Source organism: Escherichia coli (assembly GCF_036503815.1).
In the GTDB taxonomy this organism is placed as follows: domain Bacteria; phylum Pseudomonadota; class Gammaproteobacteria; order Enterobacterales; family Enterobacteriaceae; genus Escherichia; species Escherichia coli_F.
In genome coordinates this window covers 3,831,765-3,844,841 of the sequence record NZ_AP027764.1, presented here as the reverse complement: position 1 = coordinate 3,844,841, position 13,077 = coordinate 3,831,765, and the positions used below count along the sequence as shown (strand labels likewise).

The following is a 13,077-nucleotide window of genomic DNA, read 5'->3' as shown; positions in this document are numbered from 1 at the left end:
ATTTTTACAGGTACATTCAGTGTTGTTAGTAAATCGGAAGTAAATAAGATACGTAGCACATATCAATATAGGTTAAACGAGATTAAGTTTTAATTATTTTCGATTGGGCTTAAATTTATGTTTTTTTCCTGATGAGTGTCAATATGTGAACAGAAAAGGAATTCCATGGTTAAGTCAATATTTACTAAAAATGAAAATATTGCTTTTTTGATAAGAAGAAAAAGACATTCAGTTTCATAAGGTTATTGGAAATATAACGTTCAATTCTTACTTGCATTTTATATTAGCCAGGAACTTTGCCCTGAGGTGTTAGGAATAGTCTTAATGCGTTTTGTGCTCGACTAGTAAAAAAACAAGTTTTAATGATAATAAATAGAACATAAAACTATTATTGGCCATCATTAAAGAAGATTTGCCAATCAGTAAGATATTTTAATGGATTAACATGCCGCACAAAATGGTTATGGGTGTTTACTCCAATAAGTGGTGAAAAATTGAATAGGTGTGACTACGTCATCTGTTCGGTAAGCCCCCCAAGAGCCAAATTAAGTGAAGTTAAACGAAGGCTGCCAGCTGTCACAGGAACGATGGCCTCTTTGACAGGGCACTGCGTGCAGTCATCTGTGCGCGTTACTCTAACTGGCACTCGAACGTCGGCGATGGGGTTACCGGTGGATCAGGCTGTTCCTGTGGCGTAAACGTTTTTATGTTAGTACCAACAGATTTACCACATTTATCATCTTAACAGTTTGAGTGTAAATGCAGGCTGCTCCGCAAAGGGAGGGGGCGGAGTGGCTTGTTCAGTCTAAAAGAGAGTTGATACCAGCATACAGGGGCGAAGTTGGTCAACAAATCAACATTAATATAATGGAATATTCGGAGAGAAACGTCAGGCAGTTGGCTTTAAATGAACTTAAAGAATATATTTCCAGGAAAATTAATGTTGGTGTAATCAATACACCAACATTAATCCGGTCTGATTATTAATCAGACAAATATCGTTAATTCGTCGAATTTTGAATCAACGTTTTTTCTTACGACCCTGAACGGCCTTAAAACGTGGATTAGATTTACAAATCACATACAGCCGTCCTTTTCGCTTCACAATCTGACAGTCTGGATGGCGTTCTTTTGCGGTACGCAGAGAGTTAAGGACTTTCATCATGCCCCCTTTTTCGTGCTAACAAAACGACCAAAACGTTGGGTGAACCGTGCAACATTTCCTTCTGATGCCACTGTTCTCAGCTTCCCTGTATAGAACGGGTGCGATTTCGAAGAGACATCAATTGTTACGTACGGATACGTTACGCCATCCAGCTCAATCTCACGGTCTGTTTTGATAGTCGAGCCGATTTTAAAGTACTCATCAACACTGGTGTCATGGAACACCACAGTACGATACTCAGGATGGATATTGGGTTTCATCATTTTTACCTGTTATGTTATAACATAACCGTAAAGATACATGCTCATCCGAATCATTTCAACACCCAATTCCTGTGACCATTTGTGGTATGTGGAATTTCGGCAACGGGGAAGTCTGGCATTGTTAGCAGCCATTGGCGACGCTCCCATAAACGCCTGGATGAGTGATTGATGATGGTTTCGCTGAGAGTATGAATTTTTCGAGAATGGAGGCTATCTCCACTTTACTGGCCGATGATTTATCGCAGTTTGATTGATTACCTGACAGCGTGTATTCCTCCCCCACGAATATAATAATTACTTAAAAAAAGGGAGAGGATGCATATTTTAAATATCACTGAAGTGAACAGTTTATTGCCGTTATTAATAGAAATGGAGAAATAAATAGGCGTATTCTACAATTGCGACAAAAACAACGATATTAATCAGTTTATGACTGATTTGCTGTACTTTATTCTCTTTCATTGGTACTTCCTCGCTTTAAAAAAGAGTGCACTTCGTAAGTGCCCTTATATAAATAACGAGTTTGGTCAACCAATTTTTTGACATGTATCACAAATTTGAATAGATGTATTACATCGGCTATCTTTTATTGCCCCAACGTCATTGATATATGTCGCCTGAAGTCAGTCCGGGAATGAGTCTGATCTCAAAACTGGCCCAGCCCTGGCGTTGATTGGCGCTGAGGAGCATACCTCATCTCATCATAATGTCGTATCTCCTGGGGTGTTATACAAGATATCGTTGTTGGTAACCTGGGAAAGGAATTGAGTTCTATTAAACCGTCAAGTATGCCGGATACATACTGGAGTACACAGCAGGCACGCCTTATGAGAGAACGTGCCGCAGTGACGGGTTAATTATCTGAAAGAATTTGCGAGGCTGTATCGGTTACTCATTGGTTTGATAGTTTTACTCTCGGGAGAGTAATAGATATTTAATCCATTAACGGAAACCAGCCAGTTCCTTTCGATGCCTGAATTTGATCCCATAGTTTATCCGGAATGGTTAATTCAGGAACGCGTTGTGGATTAAGGGCTGTTTGAATTTCATGGCCTCTACCTGATTCAGCTAAAGTCACCCATTCTGGATTTATCACCAGCCCTTTACCGATCGCAACAAGTGGCAGGCCAGCGGAAATTGCTTCTTGAGCCTGAGACGGTGTGCGTATTTTACCTGCAGCGATTACCGGCACTCTGCCTGCAATATGATTTAAAATCAATTCAATAGTTCGGGGGCCATTTGGCGACTCAACAGGGTAGCTATCGTTAATACTGACCAGCGAGGTATGTATATACGAAATACCGGATGAAATGAGCCGATCAAGGAGTTTATAAGTATCCTCTATCCGCAGCCCCCCTGTTGCAGATTCTTCAGGAGATATTCTGTAACCGATGGCAAAGGGCTTTGTCGCATATTCATAGACTACATTTTTTACTTCCTGTAATACGGCCAGCGGGAAGCGCATACGTCCTTCGAGATCTCCTCCCCATCGGTCATTACGCTGGTTAAATAGAGGGGAGAAGAAATTCTGTAGAAGGAATCCGTGCGCACCATGAAGTTCAATGCCATCAAAACCTGCTTTAATCGCCCTTTTTGTGACATCTCCGAATGCTCTAATGGTTTCCTGAATTTCGTTTTCAGTCATTTCCCTGCTTTGTACCACACTCTTCATAAAGTCACCAGATTTTACGCTTGATGCGCTGGCACTAATAACATCGTTATTTGGTACAAGCTCCGGGATGGCTTTATTACCGGCGTGGAAAATCTGCAAAATAGCCGGAGCACCCCCACTTTGGGCTGCAGCAGCTAACTTTTCAAGGCTGTTAATGAAACGGTCGTCATACGCGGCAAATTCATGAGTAAACCCAATGCCGCTTGGCGTGACATAGGTACATCCTGTTATTACTAAACCAACATTTTGTGAGCGGCGTTTATAAAATTCGAGTTCTTGCTCAGAGATGGTTCCATCAGGATTCGCTGACCAGGTCGTCATAGGGGCCATAACGATACGATTACGTAGCTTTATTTTTTCTGTCAGCATAAAAGGAGAAAACAATGATGGGTGTTTATTTGTCATAACAATACCTCAAATGTTTATCTGATTTTAATGCGTATAATCTTAATAAGTTGAGTTGCTACTTTTTGATGCTTTTTTCCTTTAATAGAATTCTTTTTGAGTAATTTTATTATTGTCGTGTAGTCAATGAAGGATAAATCTCAGGGAGATAATGAATCTCCCTGCAAGGTTATTACAAATGTGTTTTGTAAAAAGGAATTAATTTATCGAGCGCCTGTTTCACAGGTTCTGGCTTATCATACAGGTCGTAATGTGAATAACCTTCAACCACGACCAACTCTTTATGTTTTGAGGCTGCACGACCAATAATTTCGCAGCCGTCACGATAGGCACCAAAAGCGCCCACTCTATCGCCCACTACAACCATTAGTGGTTGAGTTAACAGGACTTCTGCAAGATGAAAAGCATCCCAGCCCACGGCAACAGTCTGATGTGAAAATAGCGAACGATTTACCCCATTAGGCGCACAGCCTCGTGGCGAACGATAATATTCTGTTGCTTCAAAAAGGTCTATTTCTGTTAATCCCGCTTCAAGAGCTGCTTCCGGAGAAGAAGGGAGCAAATCATCTACGCGAAGTTTTGCGCCGTTAGCTTCGTCTGTTCTTTGTTGCGCCATTGCTTCGAGTGCTCCGATAGGATTTAACGCTGTAAATCCCTCACGCATAAGACGCCCGTAGTTAGCACCCGTGACAGTACCAATGGCTTTAATCCGACGTTCTGTCATTGCGGCATTAATGGCATATCCACCTCCACCACAAATACCCAGTACACCAATACGCCCGGCATCAACGTAAGGTAAGGTGGTAAGGTAATCAACGACAATGCTGAAGTCTTTTACTCGCATTGTTGGATCTTCCAGATAACGCGGTTCTCCACCGCTGCTTCCCTGAAAACTGGCATCAAAAGCAATGACGATAAAGCCAGCTTTTGCCAGGGCGGCACCATACACACTACCCGATGTCTGTTCTTTGCAGCTTCCAATTGGATGGGCACTGATAATGGCAGGATACTTTTTTTCACTATTAAAATCGTCAGGGAAATAGATATCAGCAGCTATATCCCAGTAAGTGTGTTTTATCGAAACAGTTTTCATTTCAAGCTCCGGGGATTTGCCTAAACAGATTTAAATATCATTTCTATTATCCGCAACTGGCATTTGTGTTCATATCGAGAACGGCGTAATAGTATGACTTGTATTGGTTATCATCAATGGTCTAATATCTATCACAGTGTTAAGTTAAGGTTTACAATGATGAAAATAGAGCCTTCAATTTTGCCTTCTCTTGCCTGGTTTGCGCTGATTGTTCGTGCCGGCAGTTTTTCCAGAGCCGCTTCTGAAATGGGTATTACGCGGGCCGCATTGTCCCAGAATTTAAAATCTCTTGAGGAACGTCTTAACACCAAGCTGATATATCGTACGACCCGCAATATGTCGCTTACTGAGGAAGGACAGCGTCTGTATGAAGTGCTGGTGTCGGCTTTGGGGCAAATTGATGATGCTTTGAAAGATGTTGGTGATACCCAACTTGAACCTACAGGCCTGTTGAGAATAAATTCCTCCCGTGTTGCAGCACGGATGCTTGTTGAGCCTCATATTGGCGAGTTTCTTACTCGTTACCCCAAAACAAAGATAGAACTCATTATGGATGACGGTTTATCTAACATTATTGCGGACGGCTGTGATGTGGGCATACGTCTTGAGCAAGGACTGGATGAGCATATGACTGCCGTTCCTGTTTCTCCGCTTATTAAACTGGTTACTGTGGCATCGCCAGATTATTTAAAAGAACACGGTATTCCTGAAACGCCTCAGGAACTGAGTAACCATAATTGCCTTCGGTTGCGGCATAAAAGTAGCGGTGCACTCTCTGCATGGGAGTTTTCTAATGTTGTGGGGGGTAATGAAGAGTTCGAAATAGAGGTTTCAGGTAAGTATATTTCTAATGATGACGAAAGCATGATACGAATGGCGCTGAATGGAACGGGTATCATTCAACATCTGGATTTTGCAATCGCTGAACATATCAATGCGGGCAAGTTACAGCCGATTCTTGAGGATTGGGCTGTTTCATTTCCTGGATTTTATATTTATGTTTCATCACGGGTGAGAATGCCCTCTAAAGTTCGTGCTTTTATTGATTTTATGGTGGAGAAAAGAGTAAAACTCGAAAATTGATGATATGTGTAATTGATGGTTGCTCTGGGCGAATATCGGTAAGAGGAATAACGTAATCATTAGGACGCGTTTACATAATAAACTTTCTGATAATTAATACTTATTTTCTATACGGCCATAATATCAATTATCATTATCACCAGTAATGTGGCTAAAATAATAGTATCTATGGCCGCTACGGTTAACGGTGGTTATTTTGGGAGGCGTTAACACGTAGCGGCTTGTAGTTGTAAGTCTTGAACAGGTACAAAGCCTGAAAATCAGGAGGATATCGCTATCAAACTTCCTTTATTTCTTCTCGCAGTTTCGCATCTTATAGAAGAATCCTGTATTTCCATCTTCCACGATGAAGCGATCGTTAAAAGTTGGACGACGAATAAATGTCACTCCACCTATTGTTGCTTTTTGTTTTATACCATCATCAACATTTTCCAGATCTGGAGAGTACAATTGATCTCCATTTGGCATTTGAACGATGAAATTGTTTCCATTATCGAGAACTGTTGCGGATTTTGACAGAATTTGAGTAGCGGTATCCAGGCTGGAAATCCTAATGTCACAAACATATTTGCCTGGCCCCAGATCTTCTTCTGCAAATACAGGTAAGGAAAATAATGCAAATGCGAGGATGAGATTCTTATTCATGCAAACTCCAGGAAGATCAATAAAAGCAATACGTTACATAAAGAGCACGTAAATGAAAAGAGCGATTGGTTAATGAGTAATGCTATTAATCCCCGCATGGCCTACTTTTCATTGGCTGCGGTGTTGAACCTCATTGAATATGGGCAAGACTCTGACTGAGTGACCGACGTAAATAGGTAGATGCATAATCGCTTACCGCCCTGTAACCGCAAACGGTGCCCAGGCTTCTGGCTGAATGCCACGACTTTGCATCCAGGGAACGGCCTGCAGCTGCTGATTGAAAGGGTTAACTTCAACCTGGTTTACCGCCGGAACGACGTTATTAAAAGCGATAAGGTCTGCCAGTCGGTCAGTATGGAAGTTACTGACGCCATTAGCGCGAATTTTACCGGCCTGTTGCAGCTCTTCCATGGCACGCCAGGCTCCGTGGACATCGCCATATGGCTGGTGAATCAAGTACAGGTCAATGTAATCAAGTTGCAGTCGATTCAGAGAGCGTTCGAACTGGGCTTTGGCCCCTTCGTAACTGGTATCCTGCAACCAGAGTTTCGTGGTGACAAAGAGTTCGTTACGGGCGATACCGCTTTGTTTCAGTGCGTTCCCGACCTGGGTTTCATTCTGATACGAGGCGGCGGTGTCAATCAGTCGATAACCGCTGTTAATAGCGTCAATGACCGCTCTTTCGCATTCGGCGGCATCGGTCATCTGAAATACACCAAAGCCCAACAGGGGCATTTCAATACCGTTGTACAGTTTTACTTTTTGCATGGTGTTATCCTTCCGTTATCGTTCATGAGAAGCATAACGTAAAGGGAAGAGCTCGATTAGACGGCAGGATTTGTCAGGGGTTATGAACAAAATTCATAAATCTGTTTGAGGGTTGCGCTGAGTAGTGCAAGTTCGATATCCCCGCAATTTACAGCCCGATGAAGGAAAATGAATATCCATAAAAAATATATCGGTTTATCCTGGCGTATATACCTACTTCGACGTATTTCCAATCGTGGTAAATTAAAAGCAGGTCATTATTATTCACTCTGAATAATGAATTATTCATTATCCGCAGAGTAAGAAAGATAACTTAGGTATCTATTTAATGGTTTGCACAAAAAGCTAAATTCTCACCCATAAATAAAAATATAATCCCGCGCCCAACCACCTGATGAGTGGCTACAGGCACTGGATATATTAGGTGGCGGTGTACTTTCTTACATAAAGGTATTTCCTTTTCTGCGGAAAAGGAAACCGGGAAATCCCGGTTTTTCTGACAAGCAGACGCCATTATTTGTGTCTGCCTATGTTCGTTAATTCGTTCATCAGGAAATTATCTCAATGTCACGTTATAAAACAGGTCATAAACAACCACGATTTCGTTATTCAGTTCTGGCCCGCTGCGTGGCGTGGGCAAATATCTCTGTTCAGGTTCTTTTCCCACTCGCTGTCACCTTTACCCCAGTAATGGCGGCACGTGCGCAGCATGCGGTTCAGCCACGGTTGAGCATGGGAAATACTACGGTAACTGCTGATAATAACGTGGAGAAAAATGTCGCGTCGTTTGCCGCAAATGCCGGGACATTTTTAAGCAGTCAGCCAGATAGCGATGCGACACGTAATTTTATTACCGGAATGGCCACCGCTAAAGCTAACCAGGAAATACAGGAGTGGCTCGGGAAATATGGTACTGCGCGCGTCAAACTGAATGTCGATAAAGATTTCTCGCTGAAGGACTCTTCGCTGGAAATGCTTTATCCGATTTATGACACGCCGACAAATATGTTGTTCACTCAGGGGGCAATACATCGTACCGACGATCGTACTCAGTCAAATATTGGTTTTGGCTGGCGTCATTTTTCAGGAAATGACTGGATGGCGGGGGTGAATACTTTTATCGATCATGATTTATCCCGTAGTCATACCCGCATTGGTGTTGGTGCGGAATACTGGCGTGATTATTTGAAATTGAGCGCCAATGGTTATATCCGGGCTTCTGGCTGGAAAAAATCGCCGGATGTTGAGGATTATCAGGAACGTCCGGCGAATGGCTGGGATATTCGTGCTGAGGGCTATTTACCCGCCTGGCCGCAGCTTGGCGCAAGCCTGATGTATGAGCAGTATTATGGCGATGAAGTCGGGCTGTTTGGCAAAGATAAACGCCAGAAAGATCCACATGCGATTACCGCTGAAGTGAATTACACGCCAGTGCCTCTTCTGACCCTGAGTGCCGGGCATAAGCAGGGCAAGAGTGGTGAGAATGACACTCGCTTTGGCCTGGAAGTTAATTATCGGATTGGCGAACCTCTGCAAAAACAACTCGATACAGACAGCATTCGCGAGCGTCGAATGCTGGCAGGCAGCCGCTATGACCTGGTTGAGCGTAATAACAACATCGTTCTTGAGTACCGCAAATCTGAAGTGATCCGTATTGCTCTGCCTGAGCGTATTGAAGGCAAGGGCGGTCAGACGGTTTCCCTGGGGCTTGTGGTCAGCAAAGCAACTCACGGACTGAAAAATGTGCAGTGGGAAGCGCCGTCATTACTGGCTGAAGGTGGCAAAATTACCGGTCAGGGTAGTCAGTGGCAAGTAACGCTCCCGGCTTATCGTCCAGGCAAAGACAATTATTATGCGATTTCAGCAGTTGCCTACGATAACAAAGGCAATGCCTCGAAACGTGTGCAGACAGAAGTGGTTATTAGCGGAGCTGGTATGAGCGCCGATCGTACGGCGTTAACGCTTGACGGTCAGAGCCGTATTCAAATGCTTGCTAACGGTAATGAGCAAAAGCCGCTGGTGCTGTCTCTGCGCGACGCCGAGGGCCAGCCAGTCACGGGCATGAAAGATCAGATCAAGACTGAACTAACCTTCAAACCGGCTGGAAATATTGTGACTCGTACCCTGAAGGCCACTAAATCACAGGCAAAGCCAACACTGGGTGAGTTCACCGAAACTGAAGCAGGGGTGTACCAGTCTGTCTTTACGACCGGAACGCAGTCAGGTGAGGCAACGATTACTGTTAGCGTTGATGGCATGAGCAAAACCGTCACTGCAGAACTGCGGGCCACGATGATGGATGTGGCAAACTCCACCCTGAGCGCTAACGAGCCGTCAGGTGACGTGGTTGCTGATGGTCAGCAAGCCTACACGCTGACGCTGACTGCGGTGGACTCCGAGGGTAATCCGGTGACGGGAGAAGCCAGCCGCCTGCGACTTGTTCCGCAAGACACTAATGGTGTTACCGTTGGTGCCATTTCGGAAATAAAACCAGGGGTTTACAGCGCCACGGTTTCTTCGACCCGTGCCGGAAACGTTGTTGTGCGTGCCTTCAGCGAGCAGTATCAGCTGGGCACATTACAACAAACGCTGAAGTTCGTTGCCGGGCCGCTTGATGCAGCACATTCGTCCATCACCCTGAATCCGGATAAACCGGTGGTCGGCGGTACGCTTACGGCAATCTGGACGGCAAAAGATGCCAATGACAACCCTGTAACAGGCCTCAATCCGGATGCACCGTCATTATCGGGCGCAGCAGCTGCTGGTTCTACGGCATCTGGCTGGACAAATAATGGTGATGGGACGTGGACTGCGCAGATTACTCTCGGCTCTACGGCGGGTGAATTAGAAGTTATGCCGAAGCTAAATGGACAGGATGCGGCAGCAAACGCGGCAAAAGTAACCGTGGTGGCTGATGCGTTATCTTCAGGCCAGTCGACAGTGTCTGTAGCCGCAGATCGCGTAAAAGCAGGCGAAAGCACAACCGTGACGCTGGTGGCGAAAGATGCGCATGGCAACGCTATCAGTGGTCTTTCGTTGTCGGCAAGTTTGACGGGGACCGCCTCTGAAGGGGCGACTATTTCCAGTTGGACCGAAAAAGGTGACGGTTCCTATGTTGCTACGTTGACCACAGGCGGAAAGACGGGCGAGCTTCGTGTCATGCCGCTCTTCAACGGCCAGCCAGCAGCCACCGAAGCCGCGCAGTTGACGGTCATCGCCGGGGAGATGTCATCAGCGAACTCTACGCTTGTTGCGGACAATAAGACTCCAACGGTTAAAACGACGACGGAACTCACCTTCACCGTGAAGGATGCGTACGGGAACCCGGTCACCGGGCTGAAGCCAGATGCACCAGTGTTTAGCGGTGCCGCCAGCACGGGATCAGAGCGACCTTCAGTTGGAAGCTGGACAGAGCAAAGTAATGGGGTCTACGTGGCGACCTTAACGCTGGGATCGGCTGCAGGTCAGTTGTCTGTCATGCCACGCGTGAACGGCCAAAATGCCGTTGCTCAGCCACTGGTGCTGAATGTTGCAGGCGACGCTTCCCGGGCAGTGATCAATGATATGGCGGTGAAGGTGAATAACCAACTGGCAAATGGACAGTCTGCTAACCAGGTAACCCTGACCGTCGTGGACAGCTATGGTAACCCGTTGCAGGGGCAAGAAGTTACGCTGACTTTACCGCAGGGTGTGACCAGCAAGACGGGGAATACAATAACAACCAATGCCGCAGGTAAAGCGGACATTGAGTTGATAGCAACCGTTGCTGGGGAACACAGTATCACGGCCTCAGTGAATAATGCTCAGAAGACGGTCACGGTGAAATTCAACGCAGACGCCAGCACCGGTCAGGCAAACCTGCAGGTTGACACTGCCGCTCAAAAAGTGGCAAACGGCAAAGATGCCTTTACGCTGACGGCGACCGTTGAGGATAAAAACGGTAACCCTGTTCCAGGAACTCTGGTGACCTTTAATCTGCCTCGGGGCGTCAAGCCACTTACAGGTGATAATGTCTGGGTGAAAGCCAACGATGAAGGGAAAGCAGAGTTGCAGGTGGTTTCAGTGACTGCCGGAACGTATGAGATCACGGCTTCAGCAGGAAATAACCAGCCTTCAGACGCGAAGAGCATTACGTTTGTGGCGGATAAGACTACGGCGACCATCTCCAGTATTGAGGTGATTGGCAACCGTGCAGTGGCGGATGGCAAAGCCAAACAGACGTATAAAGTTACGGTGACTGATGCCAATAACAATTTGTTGAAAGATAGCGAAGTGACGCTGACCGCCAGCCCGGCTTCGTTAAACCTGGAACCGAATGGCACAGCGACAACGAATGAGCAAGGGCAGGCTATTTTCACCGCCACCACGACTGTTGCAGCGAAATATACACTTACGGCGCAAGTGAGTCAGGACAACGGTCAGGTATCAACGAAAACGGCTGAATCCAGTTTCGTGGCGGATGATAAAAATGCGGTACTCACCGCAACATCTGATATGGAATCTCTGGTGGCAGATGGGGAATCGACCGCAACGCTGAAGGTTACCCTGATGTCGGCAAACAACCCTGTTGGGGGGAATATGTGGGTTGACATTCAGACGCCGGAAGGGGTGACGGAGAAGGATTATCAGTTCCTGCCGTCGAAAAATGACCATTTCGTGAGCGGAAAAATCACGCGTACATTTAGTACCAGCAAGCCAGGTGTCTATACGTTCACATTTAACGCCCTGACCTATGGCGGGTACGAAATGAAGCCAGTGACGGTGACCATTACCGCGGTGGATGCCAATACGGCAACGGGCGAGGAGGCGATGAAATAATATTAAGAGTATGAAAGTAACATTCTAATAAACAATAATGGCGTTGACATCTTCAACGCCATTATTTATTGAATTGCCTGACAGTAGTCTCGTTATAAATTCATGTAAACATCGCTACAGCTAAACCGGACGAACGGGAATAAAAATTTCGCAAACAATGTTATTGCTATCGATTTCGACGAGGTTTTCATTGTAATAAAACCGCTCAATATCACTGCCGTTCACTCTGGCTAACCCCCTGGCAGGTAATTCCATCAGATAGAGGTTTCGCGCCCATTCAGGGTAGTGCTCCCACTCACCTTCATAGCGGAAAGAGGCATACAGTCCTCGGTTAATTATCCACTCTTTCGGCATCTCTGAATCGGTTTGTTTACATACCGTACCGGCAAAAGTTTCAACTGTCAGCAAATCGACCGATTTTGTTGACGGTTTAAACGTGGAGACGAAATAGATATCCGTCTTAAAATTCTTCATACATCTGGCTAAATGATGAAGTCGCAGTTCGACTTCTTCATCCGGTGATTTATTCGACACTTCAATATCATATTTAAATGAATTGCCAAAAATAGGTGTCTCAGGAAAGTTGACTAATCTACACTCCGTCTTTTGCTGTTGACGTATTAAAAAAGAAGGGAAGATATTTGCGAGATCCCAATAATCACGGTGGCGGTATTCACGGGGAGAGCAGCCGAATAACTTTTTAAATTCGCGGCTGAATGACTGCTGTGAATCAAAATGCAAAGAGAGTGCAATATCAAGCATAGATTTCGCGGTGAGTCGGACAAGAATGGCAGCACGACAAAGCCTTCGTTTGCGAATGTATTCTCCTAAAGGCACATGCATGAAATTTCGGAACAGAAGCTGGATGTTGCGCCTGCTGTAGCCAGATTTCTGTGCGATATCTTCGATTGAAATAGGGTGCTCAAGATTGCACTCAATCCACTCCAGGAGCTGCTGTAGAATCTTCTGCCTGATCATCACATTCTCCGTTAATTCTTTGTCATATCGCACATTTTCGTTATGCCCTGGGCCCTAAGTGTATCAAAAACAGCAAGGGCGAAGGCAAAAGCACTGGTAGCGTCTGCTTCGTTGTCCCCGAAAATAGAGAGGTTTCAGTCCTACATTATTAATGAATTTTTTGCATAAGTGATATCAAAATCCACAT

Annotated in this window: 10 protein-coding genes and 1 pseudogene; 3 read left to right on the top strand and 8 right to left on the bottom strand. The window is 45.3% G+C overall.

The window, feature by feature from the left end; translation table 11 throughout:
* Window positions 1-759: 759 nt before the first annotated feature.
* On the top strand, window positions 760-987 hold the full coding sequence (ykgL, locus tag AABJ99_RS18335; RefSeq protein WP_105277152.1) for a protein YkgL: 228 nt from the start codon (window positions 760-762) through the stop codon (window positions 985-987).
* Between the two features lie 34 nt (window positions 988-1,021).
* Here the strand turns inward: ykgL and ykgO are convergent, their stop codons facing one another.
* The 5 genes from ykgO to AABJ99_RS18310 form a co-directional block, all read right to left on the bottom strand.
* Window positions 1,022-1,162: a type B 50S ribosomal protein L36 gene (ykgO, locus tag AABJ99_RS18330; RefSeq protein ID WP_000866436.1), complete on the bottom strand. Its 141-nt coding sequence runs from the start codon at window positions 1,160-1,162 to the stop codon at window positions 1,022-1,024.
* Window positions 1,162-1,425: a type B 50S ribosomal protein L31 gene (gene ykgM, locus AABJ99_RS18325; protein ID WP_000803998.1), complete on the bottom strand. Its 264-nt coding sequence runs from the start codon at window positions 1,423-1,425 to the stop codon at window positions 1,162-1,164. The genes ykgO and ykgM overlap by 1 nt, the downstream gene beginning before the upstream one ends.
* Before the next feature lie 363 nt (window positions 1,426-1,788).
* Complete coding sequence (ykgR, locus tag AABJ99_RS18320) at window positions 1,789-1,890, bottom strand: small membrane protein YkgR (protein ID WP_000662258.1); 102 nt, start codon at window positions 1,888-1,890, stop codon at window positions 1,789-1,791.
* A gap of 472 nt (window positions 1,891-2,362) precedes the next feature.
* The gene (locus AABJ99_RS18315; RefSeq protein WP_332219016.1) at window positions 2,363-3,505 is read right to left on the bottom strand and encodes an NADH-dependent flavin oxidoreductase; all 1,143 of its coding nucleotides are present in this window, start codon (window positions 3,503-3,505) and stop codon (window positions 2,363-2,365) included.
* A gap of 172 nt (window positions 3,506-3,677) precedes the next feature.
* Complete coding sequence (locus AABJ99_RS18310; RefSeq protein WP_105277154.1) at window positions 3,678-4,598, bottom strand: alpha/beta hydrolase; 921 nt, start codon at window positions 4,596-4,598, stop codon at window positions 3,678-3,680.
* Between the two features lie 156 nt (window positions 4,599-4,754).
* Here AABJ99_RS18310 and AABJ99_RS18305 point away from each other — a divergent pair, with 156 nt between their 5' ends.
* The gene (locus AABJ99_RS18305) at window positions 4,755-5,681 is read left to right on the top strand and encodes a LysR family transcriptional regulator (RefSeq protein ID WP_001307603.1); all 927 of its coding nucleotides are present in this window, start codon (window positions 4,755-4,757) and stop codon (window positions 5,679-5,681) included.
* Window positions 5,682-5,969: 288 nt separating this feature from the next.
* On the opposite strand, the gene AABJ99_RS18300 is transcribed toward AABJ99_RS18305, so the two are convergent.
* Together AABJ99_RS18300 and AABJ99_RS18295 are read right to left on the bottom strand one after the other, a co-directional pair.
* Complete coding sequence (locus tag AABJ99_RS18300; protein WP_001038968.1) at window positions 5,970-6,326, bottom strand: hypothetical protein; 357 nt, start codon at window positions 6,324-6,326, stop codon at window positions 5,970-5,972.
* A gap of 207 nt (window positions 6,327-6,533) precedes the next feature.
* Window positions 6,534-7,094: pseudogene (locus tag AABJ99_RS18295) on the bottom strand (aldo/keto reductase); the annotation flags it as partial.
* 564 nt (window positions 7,095-7,658) lie between these two features.
* On the opposite strand from AABJ99_RS18295, the gene fdeC reads away from it, so the two are divergent.
* Window positions 7,659-11,912: an inverse autotransporter adhesin FdeC gene (gene fdeC, locus AABJ99_RS18290; RefSeq protein WP_338387399.1), complete on the top strand. Its 4,254-nt coding sequence runs from the start codon at window positions 7,659-7,661 to the stop codon at window positions 11,910-11,912.
* A gap of 120 nt (window positions 11,913-12,032) precedes the next feature.
* Here fdeC and AABJ99_RS18285 read toward each other — a convergent pair whose 3' ends face one another.
* Window positions 12,033-12,890 (bottom strand): helix-turn-helix domain-containing protein, encoded by an 858-nt coding sequence (locus tag AABJ99_RS18285; RefSeq protein ID WP_039021031.1) that lies wholly within the window; start codon window positions 12,888-12,890, stop codon window positions 12,033-12,035.
* Between the last annotated feature and the right edge of the window lie 187 nt (window positions 12,891-13,077).